At 73.2% G+C, this 15,823-nt stretch carries 10 protein-coding genes; 2 read left to right on the top strand and 8 right to left on the bottom strand.

Translation table 11 applies throughout. From position 1 onward, the window contains the following. Nucleotides 1-219 precede the first annotated feature (219 nt). The 6 genes from recN to AAC134_RS21925 form a co-directional block, all read right to left on the bottom strand. Nucleotides 220-1,875, bottom strand: coding sequence for a DNA repair protein RecN (gene recN, locus AAC134_RS21950; protein ID WP_339951606.1), 1,656 nt, complete (start codon nt 1,873-1,875; stop codon nt 220-222). A 10-nt stretch (nt 1,876-1,885) separates the two neighbouring features. After that, entirely contained in the window at nt 1,886-2,716 is an 831-nt protein-coding gene (locus AAC134_RS21945) for an outer membrane protein assembly factor BamD (protein WP_339951604.1), read from the bottom strand. Between the two features lie 398 nt (nt 2,717-3,114). Continuing rightward, nucleotides 3,115-4,023: a UDP-3-O-acyl-N-acetylglucosamine deacetylase gene (gene lpxC / locus AAC134_RS21940; RefSeq protein WP_339951602.1), complete on the bottom strand. Its 909-nt coding sequence runs from the start codon at nt 4,021-4,023 to the stop codon at nt 3,115-3,117. A 206-nt stretch (nt 4,024-4,229) separates the two neighbouring features. Continuing rightward, nucleotides 4,230-5,366 carry a hypothetical protein gene (locus AAC134_RS21935; RefSeq protein ID WP_339951600.1) on the bottom strand — a complete coding sequence of 379 codons (1,137 nt, stop codon included), beginning with the start codon at nt 5,364-5,366 and terminating at the stop codon, nt 4,230-4,232. A 221-nt stretch (nt 5,367-5,587) separates the two neighbouring features. Further along, nucleotides 5,588-7,186, bottom strand: coding sequence for a cell division protein FtsZ (ftsZ, locus tag AAC134_RS21930; RefSeq protein ID WP_339951598.1), 1,599 nt, complete (start codon nt 7,184-7,186; stop codon nt 5,588-5,590). A gap of 457 nt (nt 7,187-7,643) precedes the next feature. Continuing rightward, nucleotides 7,644-8,495, bottom strand: a complete 852-nt coding sequence (locus AAC134_RS21925; RefSeq protein ID WP_339951596.1) for a class I SAM-dependent methyltransferase — start codon at nt 8,493-8,495, stop codon at nt 7,644-7,646. Between the two features lie 192 nt (nt 8,496-8,687). Here AAC134_RS21925 and AAC134_RS21920 point away from each other — a divergent pair, with 192 nt between their 5' ends. After that, nucleotides 8,688-9,380: a pyrimidine 5'-nucleotidase gene (locus tag AAC134_RS21920; protein ID WP_339951594.1), complete on the top strand. Its 693-nt coding sequence runs from the start codon at nt 8,688-8,690 to the stop codon at nt 9,378-9,380. 199 nt (nt 9,381-9,579) lie between these two features. Beyond that, the gene (locus AAC134_RS21915; RefSeq protein WP_339951592.1) at nt 9,580-10,818 is read left to right on the top strand and encodes an FAD-dependent monooxygenase; all 1,239 of its coding nucleotides are present in this window, start codon (nt 9,580-9,582) and stop codon (nt 10,816-10,818) included. Nucleotides 10,819-11,048: 230 nt separating this feature from the next. Here AAC134_RS21915 and AAC134_RS21910 read toward each other — a convergent pair whose 3' ends face one another. Both AAC134_RS21910 and AAC134_RS21905 read right to left on the bottom strand, forming a co-directional pair. Then, a complete protein-coding gene (locus AAC134_RS21910; RefSeq protein ID WP_339951590.1) occupies nt 11,049-11,894 on the bottom strand; it encodes a putative metalloprotease CJM1_0395 family protein in 846 nt (281 codons plus the stop codon). A 710-nt stretch (nt 11,895-12,604) separates the two neighbouring features. After that, on the bottom strand, nt 12,605-15,823 hold a 3,219-nt coding region (locus tag AAC134_RS21905; RefSeq protein WP_339951588.1), incomplete at its 5' end, for a vitamin B12-dependent ribonucleotide reductase.

The following is a 15,823-nucleotide window of genomic DNA, read 5'->3' as shown; positions in this document are numbered from 1 at the left end:
TCCTGACTCACCCAAGAACAGGGCCCGCGCCTGTTCTCCGGATCCGTCTCTCGCTTGCGATGCCTGAGCGACTCGCCCCCTCCGGTCAAGGACAAGCCCCGCTGCGCGGGGTCGCTGCGCGATCCCTGACCGGAGGGGGCGAGTCGCTCCGGGCGGCATCCGCGAGAGACGGCTCCGGAGAACAGGCGCTCTGCGAGGCGTGTCGGGCGTCGCGCGCGCTCAGCCGGCGAGGAGGGCGCGCGCGGCGTCGCGGGCGGCCTCGGTGACCGTCTCGCCGGCGAGCATGCGGGCGATCTCGGCCTCGCGCTCGGCCTCGGGAAGGCGGGCCACGTCGGTGCGGGTGCGGCCGTCGGAAACCGATTTCTCGATCCGGAAGTGGCGGTCGGCGCGGGCCGCGACCTGGGGCGAGTGAGTCACCACCAGGACCTGCGCGCCGGCCGCGGCGAGCGCGGCAAGACGCGCGCCCACCGCTGCGGCCGTGGCCCCGCCGACGCCGCGGTCGATCTCGTCGAAGATCATCGAGCGGCCCTCGGCCGCCCCGGAAAGGCAGACCTTCAGCGCCAGGAGCACGCGCGAGAGCTCGCCCCCCGACGCCACCCGCGCCAGCGGCCCCGCCGGGGCGCCGGGGTTGGCCGCGAGGCGGAACTCGACCCGGTCCACGCCCTCGGGGCCCGGAACGCCGGGGACGAGGTCGGTGGAGAAGCGCGCCCGTTCCAGCTTCAGCGGAGCGAGCTCGGCGGTGACGGCGGCGTCGAGACGGCCGGCGGCCTCGCTCCGCGCCTCGGTGAGGCGGGCGGCGGCGGCTTCGTAGGCGGCGCGGGCGGCCGCGGCGGCGGTCTCGAGCCCCGCGATCTCCGCCTCGGCCCCGTCGATCGCCGCGAGGCGACGGGCGAAATCCTCAGAGAGGGCGGGAAGCGCGTCGGGGGCGACCGAATGCTTGCGCGCAAGACCGCGGATCGCGAAGAGCCGCTCCTCGACCATCTCCAGCCGGCCGGGATCGAAGGCCAGCGCGTCGAGCGCGGCCTCGACATCGACCTGGGCCTCGCCCAGCTCGGCCATGGCGCGGTCGAGGGCGGCGAGCGCGCCCTCCAGCCGGCCCTCGGCGGCGTCGGCGGCGCCGTCGAGCCAGCGGATCGCGTCGAGCATCCGGCCCTCGGCCCCCTCGTCGGCGCCGAGCGCCTGATGGGCGCGGGCGACGTCCTCGCGGATCTTGGCGGCGGACCTGATCAGGCGGCGCTCGGCGTCCAGCGCCTCGTCCTCGCCGGGCTCGGGAGCGAGCTTGCCCAGCTCGTCGACGGCGTGGCGCAGGAATTCGGCGTCGCGGGCGGCGGCCTCGGCCTGCGCGCGGGCGGCCTCGAGCGCGGCGTCGGCGCGGCGCAGGGCGTCCCAGGCGCCGCGCGTCGCCTCGACCTGCGGCGCGGCGCCGGCGAAAGCGTCGAGAATGGCGCGGTGGCCGCGGGGGTTCAGCAGGCCGCGGTCGTCATGCTGGCCATGGATCTCGACCAGGGTCTCGCCCAGGCTCCGCAGCACCTCGGCGGGCGCGCGTTGGCCGTTGACAAAGCCGGTCAGCCGCCCGCCCGACAGGCGGCGGCGCAGGATGATCTCGTCATCCTCGGCCGAAAGCCCGGCCTCGGCCAGGATCTCGCGGCCCGGGTGGTCGGGGGGGAAGTCGAAGACGGCGGCCACCGAGCCCTCCTGCGCGCCCGCGCGCAGCATGTCGGCGCGGCCGGCGGCGCCGAGCGCCAGGCCCAGCGCGTCGAGCAGTATCGACTTGCCCGCCCCGGTCTCGCCGGTCAGGGCGTTGAGGCCGGACCCGGGTTCCAGGTCCAGCCGCTCGATCAGGACGATGTCGCGGATCTCCAGCGACCGAAGCATGGGCGTGCGATCAGATCGTGTCGCCGGTGGACACCCGCCGGAACAGCTTGGAGATCCAGCTCTCGCGATCCTCGAACGGCGCGATGTCGGCGCCCTGCATCAGGTCGTAGGCGCCCTCGTACCAGGGCGAGCCGGGGTAGTTGTAGCCCAGGATCGCCGCAGCCGTCTGCGCCTCGGAGTTGATGCCGAGGCTCAGGTAGGCCTCGACCAGCCGATACAGCGCCTCGGGCGCATGCGAGGTGGTCTGGTAGAGCGAGAGCACCGTCTTGAAGCGGTTGATCGAGGCGATGTAGTTGCTCTGCCCCAGGTAGTAGCGCCCGATCGTCATCTCCTTGCCCGCCATCTGGTCGCGGGCGAGGTCGATCTTCAGCCGGGCCTCGCGGGCGTAGTCCGAGCCGGGGTAGCGGCGCACCACCTCCTCGAACTCCTGGATCGCGCGCAGGGTCGAGCTCTGGTCCCGCTGCACGTCGACGATCTGGTCGTAGAAGGACATGCCGATCAGGTACTGCGCATAGGCCGCATCCTGATCGGAGGGGAAGAAGGCGATGTAGCGCTGCGCGGCGGTGACCGCGCTGTCGTACTCGGCGCCCTGGTAGTAGCTGTAGGCGGCCATGATCATGGCGCGCTTGGACCACTCGGAATAGGGGTGGACGCGCTCCAGCTCCTCGAAGGTGTGGGCGGCGTCGACCGGCTCCCCCTCGTTGAGCTGCGCTTCGCCCTCGGAGAAGATCGAGGCGGCGGTGCGCTGGGAATACGGGTCGTAGAACGGATCGTCGGACTCTCCGGAACAGCCGGCGATCGCCAGCAGGGCCATGAGGGCGAGCGCGGGGCGGCGGATCATCGCGAGTCCTTTGGTCCGGCGTCGGGTGGTCGTCTGCGCAGCGCCCGGTCGGGCCGGTCGCGCGCTTAGGGTTTACGGCCTAGGGGAGGGGAGCCGCAAGGGCGCCGAGAAGGCGCGGGGCGGGTTGGGGCGCGAGAGATGGGGTTTTTCGGTCAGGCGCCGTCGCGGCGCCCGACCGGTCGCGTCGCTTTCGGCCCCCCTCCGCCCCTCTCCACGCGGCGGAGAGCAGGCGCACGGAAGGCGGCGGGCGGCGAGACGCCGCGCAAGCCTCGCGCCGGGATCGGCGAGCGCGAGGCTCAGTCCCTCGGGGGCGACATGAGCGGCAGCGGCGGATGCGGAAACTGAAATCGGCCGCGCGAGGGCGTCGCGCGGCCGGTGTTCGGCAAAGGTCGGCCAGATCAGGCGGCGGCGCGCAGGCCCAGGCCGTGGCGGGTCGGCTCGGCCGCCACCTCGACGCGCCAGGCGTCGGGGTTGGCGAACAGCGCGCGCAGCACCTTGTTGTTCATCTCGTGACCCGCGCGGCGGCCCACGTAGCGACCGATGATCGGCGCGCCGGCCAGCGCCAGATCGCCCACCGCGTCGAGCATCTTGTGGCGCACGAACTCGTCCGGGCGACGCAGGCCGCCGGGGTTCAGGACCGTGTCGCCGTCGACCACGATGGCGTTGTCGAGCGAGCCGCCAAGCGCGAGGCCGGCCTTCTGCATCGCGTCCACCTCGGCCTGGCGGCAGAAGGTCCGGCAGTCGGCCAGATGCTCCATGAACGCGCCGTTGACCAGCGTCAGGGTCAGCGACTGGGCGCCGATGGCGGCGTCCTCGAAGTCGATGCCGAAGTCGATCTCGAAGTTCTCGGCGGGCTCGAGGCGGGCCAGGCGGCCGCCGTCCTCGACCTCGATCGGCTTGAGGATGCGGATCGCGCGGGCCTCGCCGCGCAGGCCGACGAGGCCGGCGCCGCGGATCGCCTCGGCGAAGGCGACCGCCGAGCCGTCCATGATCGGAACCTCGGGGCCGTCGATCTCGACCAGCGCGTTGGTCACGCCGCAGCCCGCGAGCGCGGCCATCACATGCTCGATCGTCGAGACGGAGACCCCGTCGCGGTTGCGGATCACCGTGCACAGGCGGGTGTCGGCCACGAGATCCCAGCGGGCGTGAATCATCGCGTCACGGCCCGAGCCGTCCGCGTCGATGTCCGCGCGCTTGAACCAGATGCCGTAATTGACCGAGGCGGGCAGGATGCGAAGCCGCACCGGGCGGCCGGAATGGAGGCCGAAGCCGCGGAACTCGATCGCCGATCTGACGGTGGCCTGCACTGTCTCGCCCTCTCTCTCACTGCTCGCCTGCCTTGGAAGTCTTGGTGACTTCTTCGTTGACCTGCAGGTAGGCCGAGGGGGGTTTCCAGACAAATCAAGCTTTGCAACGCTTTGCGACAGGCCCTCACGCAGTGCGGCAAGCGACTGAAGGCAATGGTCTTTTCGACGGCCCGGCGGAGGAGCGCCGCAGAATCGTCGCAACCGCCTCAGTCTTCCGTCATCGCGTCCCAGGCCGCGAGCACGTCGGCCAGCGCCTGCCGGTCGATGCGCGCCAGCGGCTCGTCGCGCCCCTCCTGCATGCCCTGGAAGCGCAGGATCGCGGCGTTGGCGGCGGCGAGGGCGCGCAGGGTCTCGACCTGGGCGGGGTCGGGCCGCTCGTCGCGCCACTCGTAGGCGGCGACGTCCTGGCCGCGCTCGAACCAGCCGATGGCCAGGGTGGAGGCGGTCCCGCCGATGGAGACCTCGACCGCGTCGACAAACAGCCACGAGCGGCCGGCATAGACGGTGCGCATCTGCAGGAAGGGCGGGCCCTCGCCCTCCCGCCCGATCGAGAGCAGCACGGTCGACCGGGAGCCGAGCGTCCCGGGACGGTCGGGATGCTCGAGCCAGGTGACGCCGGCCTCCGGATCCTGTCGCGCCACCAGCTTGTCGACCACGTCGCGCGAGCCGGCGCGCTGGGCGGCGGCGGCGTAGCTCTCGGCCTTCTGGGGGTAGGAGCTGTCGGCGGGGTCAAGGGCGGCCAGCAGCCGGTAGCCGTCGCGGGCCGAGCCCGGATCGTCGGGCGGGATCGAGCGCACCTTGGCGCGGGCGGCGCGCTCGGCGGCGGCAAGCGCCTCGGACAGCTCGTAGCCCCCCTCGCGCAGGGAGGAGAGGCCGAGCGTGGCGGCCTTCCAGTCGGCGGCCTCGATGGCGCTCATCAACGCGCCGACCTCAGGCGCCGGGGGCGGCGCGGCGGCGGCGGGCGCGGCCGCGAGGCCGGGCGTTCCCTCGGAGGGGGCGTCGGCCTCGGCCCGCGCCTGCGCGGCGGCGCGGGCGGCGGCCTGGGCGGCGATCCGCTCGGCGCGGGAGGAGTCGTTTGCGGCCGGGGCCGGGGCGGTGTCCGGGACGACCTTGAAGCCCTCGCCCTGCCCGCCGCGATGGGCGGTGGGGTCGAAGCGGGCGGGAGATTCGGAGAGGATCGCCGCGCCGAAGGTGGCGGCGGCCGCGCACAGGAAGCTGAGGCCGACGCCGCGCAGCGCGCTCAGCCGCGTGCGGAACGGGTCGAAGGGCCGGATCAGCGCCGCCGCGGCCACGAGGAGACTGATCGCGGAAATGGCGAACAGGCCCACGAACACTTCGAACATCGACCACCCCGTGGCGATGCGGGCGCGCGCGCCCGCAGGATCAATCAGGATCAAACAGCCCAAGCAGACCGGAATCGGGCCGGCCCGTCAATTGACCGGAACGGCGTCGAAACCAGACCGCCCGGCCTCGCGTCGCGAGGCCGGGCGGCAGGGTCGGCGCGGGCGCCGGGCGGACCCGGCGGCGGAATCGACGGTCCCGGGCGTGGCGCGCCCGGCGCGGCTCAGTTGGCCTGGCGGCGCAGGAAGGCCGGGATCTCGCGCTGACGGTCGGCCTCGGCCTGGTCGTCGGTGCGGCCGTGCAGGCTCGGCTCGCGGCTCGCGGGGCGCGCGGTCTCGCCCGAGCCGGTCATCCGGTGGATCAGGCTGTTGATGCCAAAGCGCGTCTCCTGGCGGGCGGCGGGCTGGGCCGCCGGCGCGGGACGGGGCGCGGCCGCCGGCGTCGGCTGAGCGGCCGGCGTCTCGCGGCGACGGGCGGCCGGATCGGCGGGGTGCGAGACGGCGGCATGGAGGCGGGCCAGCGTCTCGGGCGTCGGCTCGCCGGCGACGCGGGCGGCCGCGGGGGCCTCGGCGTCGTCCTCGGCCGACAGGGCGGCGGGCGCGATGAAGGCGCCGTCCCGCTCGTAGGGGTTGGCGGGCGCCGCCTCGGGCGCGGCGGCGGGCGCCTCGGCCAGCGGACGCTCGTCAAAGTCGTGCACGCGGGCGACGGCGGGCTGCTGGGGAACCGGCTGCGGCGCGGGGGCCTGGGCGGCGACCTGCTCGGGCGTCGGGGTCGGCTCGGCGGCCGGAGCGGGGGCGACCTCGACCGCGCGGGCCTCGGAGGCGCGGACCGGGCGCGGGGTCTCGCGCACGCTCTCGTCGGCCTCGATGCCGGTGGCCACGACCGAGACGCGCATCACGCCGTCGATGTCGGGGTCGAGCGTCGAGCCCACGATGATGTTGGCGTCGGGGTCGACCTCCTGGCGGATGCGGTTGGCCGCCTCGTCCAGCTCGAACAGGGTCAGGTCGTAGCCGCCGGTGATGTTGATCAGCACGCCGCGGGCGCCCTTGAGGCTGATCTCGTCGAGCAGCGGGTTGGCGATGGCCTTCTCGGCGGCCTGCACGGCGCGATCCTCGCCCGAGGCCTCGCCGGTGCCCATCATCGCCTTGCCCATCTCGTCCATCACCGAGCGGACGTCGGCGAAGTCGAGGTTGATCAGGCCGGGCCGCACCATCAGGTCGGTGACGCCCTTGACGCCCTGGTAGAGCACGTCGTCGGCCAGCATGAAGGCCTCGGCGAAGGTCGTGCGCTCATTGGCCAGGCGGAACAGGTTCTGGTTGGGGATGATGATCAGCGTGTCGACGACGCGCTGCAGCTCCTCGATCCCGGCTTCGGCGAAGCGCATGCGGCGCGCGCCCTCGAAGTGGAAGGGCTTGGTCACCACGCCCACGGTCAGCACGCCCATCTCGCGGGCGGCGCGCGCGATCACCGGGGCGGCGCCGGTGCCGGTGCCCCCGCCCATGCCCGCGGTGATGAAGCACATGTGGGCGCCGTGCAGGCTCTCGACGATCTCCTCGATCGACTCCTCGGCGGCCGAGCAGCCGACCTGGGGCTTCGCGCCCGCGCCCAGGCCCTGGGTCACGGTGGCGCCGAGCTGGATGCGCCGCGTCGCGTGGGCCTGCTGGAGCGCCTGCGCGTCGGTGTTGGCGGCGACGAAGTCGACCCCGTCCAGCGCCTGCTCGATCATGTTGTTGACGGCGTTGCCGCCCGCTCCGCCGACGCCGAAGACGGTGATGCGCGGCCGGAGCTCGGTCTGCTCCGGAATCATGAGAGTGAGGGACATTGCCTGCGCCTGTATGTTCTGGACCTGTCCCGAAGCCGCCTGCCTGCGGGCTCGCGCTCAGCCGGGAACGCCCCGGGGCACGCGGAGATGGGATGGGTCGGTTGCCGCTCGATTCACTGGCGCGCCGGTCTTTTTGTTTCGCCGTCCGCGCCTTGTTGTATTGCCAAGCAGGTTAACCCAACCAATCGGCCCGGTCACGCGAAAATGCGTTAATTACATGGGTTTCGCGGACATGCTTGCCCTGTTGTGGCCACGGTTCCTCAAAATCTCGCACACTCAAGCAGATGGCTGACGAAGTTGACCTCACGCATCAATTGCAGCGTGGCGGACGCTGCGTCATTTTGGGACCCTTTCACCCACGGCGCGGGATGGGATTGCACGAGGCGCCGACGACGCTGAACGGCGCGGGGTCCCGGGAGCGCGAACGGCGGCTCGGCGCCGCGAGGGGACCGCCGCATCAGGCCTGGGCGGTGACGATCCAGGCCGCGCAGGCGAATTCGATCGGGCCGCGGGCGGCGCGCTCGGCGAACAGGGCGCGCAGACGTTCGGCCGTCGCCTCGCGAATGGGGGCGGGGGCGTCGCGCAGGCGGCCGGCGACGGGGCCGCTCTCCATCGATCGGATCGTGGCGCTCTCGACCGGGTCGGGGTCGTCGGGCGCGGTGGCCTCGAGCGACAGGTCGAGCGGCGAAAACGCCACCTCGCGCCAGCCCGCGCCCTCGAGCCAGGGGCGGACAACCTGCGGATCGCCCCAGCCGAACGGGCCCGGCGCGCCGGCGGGAGCGGCGGGGGCGAAGGGCTCGCCCGCCGCCTCGAAGGCCTCGCGCGCGGCCTCGTATCCCAGCGAGGCCCACTCGTTCTCGGCCAGCGTGCGCCAGCTGACCGCGGTCAGCCAGCCGCCGGCGGACATCGCGCCGCGCAGGGTGCGCCACGCGGCCTCCGGCTCGTCGAAGAACATGCAGCCAAAGCGCGAGAACAGGCGGTCGTAGGGGCCCTCGGGCGGGTTGCGTCCGGCGTCGGCCTCGACGGCCTCGGCGGCGCCCTCGGGCAGGCCGGCCGCAGCGATGCGGGCGCGGGTCATCGCCACGAGGTCGGGCGAGACGTCGAGCCCGGTCACACGCGCCCCCGCCTGCGCCAGCGCCACCGTCGTCGCCCCCGCGCCGCAGCCGAGATCCAGCACCCGCAGCGCGGCCACCGGACCCTGGGCGACCATCGCCGCGTCTCCGAAGGGCGCGAGGAACCGGTCCTGCGCCTCGGCGCCTTTCGCCCAGCGTTTGCCTTGCGCGCCCCGCCACTCGTCCGCCGCGTACATGCCGACCCTCCGTCCCGTCGTGAATTGGTGTCGTGAATTGGTATCGTTGCGGGACAATGTGGGGCGGGAGGCGCCGCTCGCAACTGCGTGAGGGGTTGGGGGGTCCTGCGCGCGCCCTGTCGGCGGGCCGCGGCGCCCCCCCGCGGCGGCGCGTCGATGGACCTGGCGGCGGGCGGATGCTATCGGCCGGGGATGAGCCTCGCCACGCTTGCCCCCGACGCCGATCCCGACGCCCTCCGCCGCGCCTTCGCGCGGGTCGAGACCTGGGTGTTCGACCTCGACAACACGCTCTACCCCCCGCACGAGCGGCTGTTCGACCAGATCGAGGCGAAGATCGCCGCCTTCGTGATCCGCGAGCTGGGGGTGGACGAGGCCGAGGCCGCCCGCATGCGCCGCGCCTACTGGCACGACCACGGCACCACGCTGGCGGGGCTGATGATCCATCACGGCGTCGACCCCGATCCGTTCCTGGAGTTCGTGCACGACATCGACTTCGCGCCGCTGTCGCGCAACGCCCGGCTGCGGGCGGCGATCGCCGCGCTGCCCGGCCGCTCGATCGTCTACACCAACGGCACGGCCAAATACGCCCGCCAGGTGACCGAGGCGCTGGGCATCGCGGACCTGTTCGAGGCGTTCTACGGGGTCGAGAGCGCCTTCTACACGCCCAAGCCCTCGGCCGCCGCCTACCAGCGGATCTTTGGCGCCGACGGGCTGGACCCCAGGCGCGCGGCGATGTTCGAGGACGACCCCCGCAACCTGCGCGCGCCGTTCGAGCTGGGCCTGCAGACCGTCTGGGTCGATCCGCGCGCGGGCGAGGCCGAGGCCCCGCCCCACGTCCTCCACCAGACGGACGATCTGGCGGGGTTCCTCGAAAAACTGGTCTGAGCGCGGCCGACCGGAGGCCCCTGCCCCGGGTCGCCGGGGTTTCCTTCCGACCGGACGCGTTCGCCGCCGCGGTTGCGGCTCGCCGCGCGCGCCGGGGGCGCGCCGGATGAGGCCGGCGAGGCGCGCCGCGTCGCCGCCGCCGGAGCCCCGGCCGCCTTGCCGCGTGGCGAAGGGGGGCCATGCGCGCTATCTGCGGGACATGGAACGCATCGATGTCGACATCCTGGTGGCGGGCGGCGGGGCGGCGGGTCTCTCGGCCGCCTGCCTCTTCGCCGCCGAGGGGCTCTCGGTCCTGTGCGTGGACGCCGCGCCCCCGCCTGAAGGGCCGGACGCGCCGGGGGCCGACATCCGCACCGCGGCGCTGCTGACGCCCTCGGTCGAGGCGCTGGAGCGGTGCGGCGCCTGGCCCCTGATGGCGCCGCGCGCCGCGCCCCTTCGGGTGATGCGGCTGGTCGACGCCGGCGGGCGGGCCGAGGCCCCGCGCGAGACGGCCGATTTCGAGTCGGCCGAGATGCAGGACGCGCCGTTTGGCTGGAACCTGCCCAACCTGACCATCCGCGCCGCCCTGGCCGAGCGTCTGTCCGCCCTGCCCGGCGCCGCCCTGCGCGCGCCCGCCGCGCTCTCGCGGCTGGTGCTGCGCGAGGGCGAGGCGCTGGCGGCCCTCTCCGACGGCGCCCAGGTCCGCGCCCGGCTGGTGGTGGCCGCCGACGGGCGCGACAGCCCCACCCGTCGGATGGCGGGGCTGGAGGCGCCGCGCTGGAGCTACTCGCAGAAGGCCCTGGTGCTGGCGGCCGCCCATCCCGAGCGGCATCGCGACGTCTCGACCGAGATCCACCGCTCGGGCGGTCCGTTCACCCTGGTGCCCCTGCCCGACGATGCGCAGGGGCGGGCGCGCTCCTCGATCGTGTGGATGGAGGAGGGGCCCAGGGCCGCCGCCCTGCACCGGATGGCCAGCGAGGATCCCGACGGGTTTGCCCAGGCGCTGAACGCGCGCTCGTGCGGGGTGCTGGGGTGGCTGCGGCCGGTGTCTGCGGTGGCGCTGTGGCCGATCGTGGCGCAGCTGGCGCCGCGGCTCGACGGGGCGCGCGTGGCGCTGATGGGCGAGGCGGCCCATGTGGTGCCGCCGATCGGGGCGCAGGGGCTGAACATGTCGATCGCCGACGGCGCGGCGCTTGCGCGCCTGGCGGGCGAGGCCGTGCGGGCCGGGCGCGACCCCGGCGCGGCGCCGGTGCTGGCGGCCTATCACCGCGCGCGCTGGCCCGAGATGGCGGCGCGGGTGGCGGGGATCGATGCGCTGAACCGCGCGGCGATGCTGGGCGCGCCGCCGCTGCGCGACCTGCGCCGGATGGGGCTGAAGGCGATCCACGAGCTGGCGCCGGTGCGCCGCGGGGTGATGCGCCTTGGCATGGGCGCGCGCCCCGGCGGGCCCTCCGACTGAGTTGGACGCAGGCGCCGCGACCCGCGCCGCGCCTGGAACCATGCGCCCGCCCGCGGCGCGGCCCGAGGCGGGCGCCGGGCGAGCACCGTCTCCCGGCCCCAGGCGCGCGCCGCTTGCTCGCCAGGAGACGTGTCCAACCGGACGCAAGGCCGGGTCCGCGCCGCGGGAATGCGGCCGGCGGCCGGCGCAACCGACGACGCGGCGCGCGTGCGGCCCCGCGCGAGGCTCGATCAGATGCGCGTCGAGACGCGCTGGCGGGCGGCGTCGGCGCCTGCCTCGTCCCCCATCCGGGACAGGCGGGAGGCTTCGGCCAGGGCGGCCAGCGCCGCCTGCAGCCTCACCTGCGCCAGCGCCGCGACGTGGCGGTCGGCCGGCGAGGGGTCCGGGGGCGACAGCGCCGCATCGATGACGATCCGCATCTTGGCCGCGGTCGCCTCGGGGTTGCCCTCGATCGGCGAGGCGTCGATGGGCGCGAACCCGCCGATGGCGTAGCGCCGCCCGTCCGGCCCTGTCTGGTAGAGATAGACCGCGGGCCCGGCCCACGGCCGGCCGGCGATGACGTGGGCGGTCTCGTGCGCGCGCACCTCTCGGTCGCGCTGCGACATCTGGGTGACCTGGGCGATCTGCTCCTCGCTCAGCCCCGACTGGAGCGGGTCTGGGCTGCGCGCCGCAGGGGGCGGGTCGGCGAGGGCGTCCGGGGTCGCGGCGGCGGGGTCGGCGGCGGTCAGGGACGCGGCGGTCAGGGACGCGGCGGTCAGGGATGCGGCGGTCGGGGATGCGGCGCGCTTCGGCGCGGCCGCGTCGCCGCGCGCAGACGCACGCAGCACGTCGGGCGCGTCGTCGTCGTCCGGCCCGACGTCGAGGCGGGCGGCGAAGAGAGAGCCCGGCTCGGCCCGGCCGCGGCTGAGCGCGGCAAGGGCGGGGGCGACCGCGTCGGGGTCGACCGTCCTCGGCGCGCCACGGCGCGGGGGCGCGGCCGCGTCCGGGGCATCGACCGCGGGCCGTTCGGCGGCGGCGGTTGGATCGACCCGGCGCGCGGCGCCGGACGGCGGATGTGTCGCGAGTGTCCCCAGCATGGCAGCCTGCCTTTCGGCCTCCGCAGCGCTTAGGGCGACACCCTTCGAGGAGCGCGCGCGGGGCCGACCGTCACGCCTGCGGCGCATTCGGCCCGTCGCGTCCACTGCCCCGCGGCGTCGCAGGGTGCGAGGCGATCCCGTCCTTCGTCCGGCCGTCGCCCTCCGAGCGCCGCGGCTGATCCGCGGCCCGATCCTGCGAGTTTCAACAGCGCCTGACGCGCGGGCTTCGCGCGCGTGTCCGGACCTTCCCCGGAGCGGCCCGTCTTCGGGATCCGCGTCTTCCGTCCCGGGAGGTCGGCCCGCGAGACGTCATGCTCGACTGCCGACCCTTCCGTCACGGGAGCCATCCGGCCGTTCGGGCCGGGTCCGGTCATTCAACCGGAGACTCGCTTTTCGCAAGGAAACCTTGAGAATTCGTTAAACGCGCCCGCTCGACTGCGCCTTGTCCCCTCGGGCGCAAGTCGAGGCCCGTTGGTGGGCCGCCTGCGCCGCCCCGTCGTGTTACCCGTGGGTTGCCGCCAAGGCGCGCCTGCGGGGCGCGCAAGTCCTCGGGCCCGGGTTAAGCCCCCCGAAAGAAAGAGGGGAGGCGCGGCGGGCGCCTCCCCCAGTCGGGTCGGATCAGGCTTCTCAGCATTCTGCTCGTAGGTTTTTTCGCCTGCGGCCTGTTCCAGACGGGGACGGCGAGATCTCGCCGCCCCCGCGCGTCGTCGTCAGCTGCAGCCCGAGGTGCCGCCGCAGGTGTTGCATTTCAGGCAGGTGCCGTTGCGCACCAGCGTGAAGTTCCCGCACTCCCCGCAGGGGTCGCCCTCGAAGCCCTGCATGCGGGCCTTGGCGCGGTCGTCCATGGCCGCGGCCGGCGCGATCAGCGTGTCGGCGAGCGCGGCGCCCACCGGCTGCGCCTCGACCGAGGTCGAGACCGCGGTCACCGAGGCCTCGGACCGATCCATGCCGCCGCGCAGCACCAGCAGGTTCTGCGGCATCCGCTGGCGGGTGTAGCCGGGCGAGGTCATCTCGCGCAGCATCGCCACCGCCTGCTCGGCCACGCTCTCGGGCGCCTCCTCGAAGTTGCGCTTCCCCTCCTCGTCGCCGCGGCCCATCTCGTCGAAGCGCACGCCCTCGGGCTGCACATGGGCGAGGTCGGTGCGGTCGAGGTAGCTGACCGCCAGCTCGCGGAAGATGTAGTCGAGGATCGAGGTCGCGTTCTTGATCGAGTCGTTGCCCTGAACAAGCCCCGCCGGCTCGAAGCGGGTGAAGGTGAAGGCCTCGACGAACTCCTCGAGCGGCACGCCGTACTGGAGGCCGACCGAGATGGCGATCGCGAAGTTGTTCATCATCGCGCGGAAGGCGGCGCCTTCCTTGTGCATGTCGATGAAGATCTCGCCGAGGCGCCCGTCCTGGTACTCGCCGGTGCGCAGGTAGACCTTGTGGCCGCCGACGATGGCCTTCTGGGTGTAGCCCTTGCGCCGCTCGGGCAGCTTCTGGCGGTCGGTCTGCTGGCGCATCACCTCCTTGATGATCACCTTCTCGACGATCTTCTCGGCGATGATCTCCGCGCGGGCGGCCATCGGGGCCTCGATCAGCTCCTCCTCCTCGTCGGCATCCTCGATCAGCGCGGCCGAGAGCGGCTGCGAGAGCTTGGAGCCGTCGCGGTAGAGGGCGTTGGCCTTCACGCCGAGGGACCAGGACAGCTCGTAGGCGTCGAGGCAGTCCTCGATGCTCGCATCGTTGGGCATGTTCACGGTCTTGGAGATCGCGCCCGAGATGAAGGACTGCGCCGCGGCCATCATGCGGATGTGGCTCTCGACCGAGAGATACCGCACCCCGATCTTGCCGCAGGGGTTGGCGCAGTCGAAGACCGGCAGATGCTCGGGGTCGAGCCCCGGGGCGCCCTCGACCGTCATCGTGCCGCAGACGTGCAGGTTGGCGGCCTCGATGTCGGCCTTCGAGAAGCCCAGGTGCTTGAGCAGCGAGAAGGCCGGGTCGTTGAGCTTCGCCTCGGGGATCCCCAGCGTGTCGCGGCAGAACTCCAGGCCCAGGGTGAACTGGTTGAAGACGAAGGAGATGTCGAAGGCGCTCTCGGTGGCGGCCTCGATCTTCTCCAGCTGCTCGGGGCCGAAGCCCTTGGCCGAGAGGGCGGCGAGGTTCACGCCGGGGGCGTTGGACAGGGTGCCGTGGCCGACCGCGTAGCGCACGATCCGGTCGATGGCGACCTCGTCGTAGCCCAGCGTCTCCAGCGCGGCGGGGACCGACTGGTTGATGATCTTGAAGTAGCCGCCGCCGGCCAGCTTCTTGAATTTCACCAGCGCGAAGTCGGGCTCGATGCCCGTCGTGTCGCAGTCCATCACCAGGCCGATGGTGCCGGTGGGGGCGATGACCGAGGACTGCGCGTTGCGGAAACCGTGGGCCTCGCCGAGCGCCAGCGCCTCGTCCCAGGCGTGCTGGGCGCGCTCGACCAGCAGCGTGTCGGGGCAGTTCTCGATGTCGAGCGCCACCGGGTTCACCGCCAGGCCCTCGTAGCCCTGGGTCTCGCCATAGGCGGCGCGGCGGTGGTTGCGGATCACGCGCAGCATGTCCGAGGCGTTGGCCTGATAGCGGGGGAACGGACCCACCTCGGCTGCCATCTGGGCCGACGTCGCATAGGCCACGCCGGTCAGGATCGCGGTCAGGGCGCCGCCCAGCGCGCGGCCTTCCTCGGAGTCATAGGCAAGGCCCATGTTCATCAGCAGGCCGCCGATGTTGGCGTAGCCGAGCCCCAGCGTGCGGTAGTCGTAGCTCCGCTGCGCGATCTCCTTGGAGGGAAACTGCGCCATCAGCACCGAGATCTCGAGGGTCACGGTCCACAGGCGGGTGGCATGCTCATAGCCCGCCACGTCGAACTCGCCCGCGTCCTGGAACGCCAGCAGGTTCATCGAGGCCAGGTTGCAGGCCGTGTCGTCGAGGAACATGTACTCCGAGCACGGGTTGGACGCCCGGATCGGCCCGTCCGCCGGGCAGGTGTGCCAGGCGTTGATGGTGTCGTGGAATTGGATGCCCGGGTCGGCGCAGGCCCAGGCGGCATGGCCGATCTGGTCCCACAGCTCGCGCGCCGAGACGGTCTTGGCGACCTTGCCGTCGGTGCGCCGGATCAGCTCCCACGGCTTGTCCTCGCGCACCGCGTCGAGGAACGCATCCGTGACGCGCACCGAGTTGTTGGAGTTCTGGCCCGAGACGGTCAGGTAGGCCTCGGAGTCCCAGTCGGTGTCGTAGGTCGGGAACTCGATCGCCGTGTAGCCCTGGGCGGCATACTGCAGCACGCGCTTGACGTAGGTCTCGGGGATCATGTCGCGGCGGGCGGCCTTGATGGCGGCCTTCAGCGAGGGGTTCTTCTTGGGGTCGGTCGCGTCCTCGGCCGCGCCGTCCCAGGCGCGGATGCCCTCGAAGATGTCGTTGAGGCGGCGCTCATGCGCCTTGGAGCCGGCGACGAGGGAGGCGACCTTCTGCTCTTCGCGGACCTTCCAGTTGATGAAGGCCTCCACGTCGGGGTGATCCATGTCGCAGATCACCATCTTGGCGGCGCGACGCGTGGTGCCGCCCGACTTGATGGCGCCCGCGGCGCGGTCGCCGATCTTGAGGAAGGACATCAGGCCGGACGAGCGGCCGCCGCCGCCCAGCGGCTCGTTCTCGGCGCGGACCGACGAGAAGTTGGTGCCGGTGCCGGAGCCGTATTTGAACAGCCGCGCCTCGCGGGTCCACAGGTCCATGATGCCGCCGTCGTTCACCAGGTCGTCGGAGACGGACTGGATGAAGCAGGCGTGGGGCTGGGGATGCTCGTAGGCCGAGGCCGAGGCCACCAGCTCTCCGGTCTGGAAGTCGACGTAGAAGTGCCCCTGCGAAGGGCCGTCGATGCCATAGGCCCAGTGCAGGCCGGTGTTGAACCACTGCGGCGAGTT

The organism is uncultured Albimonas sp. (assembly GCF_963977235.1).
Lineage (GTDB): Bacteria > Pseudomonadota > Alphaproteobacteria > Rhodobacterales > Rhodobacteraceae > Albimonas.
The sequence above is the reverse complement of the archived record's forward strand: the minus strand, read 5'-3'. Positions and strand labels throughout refer to the sequence as shown.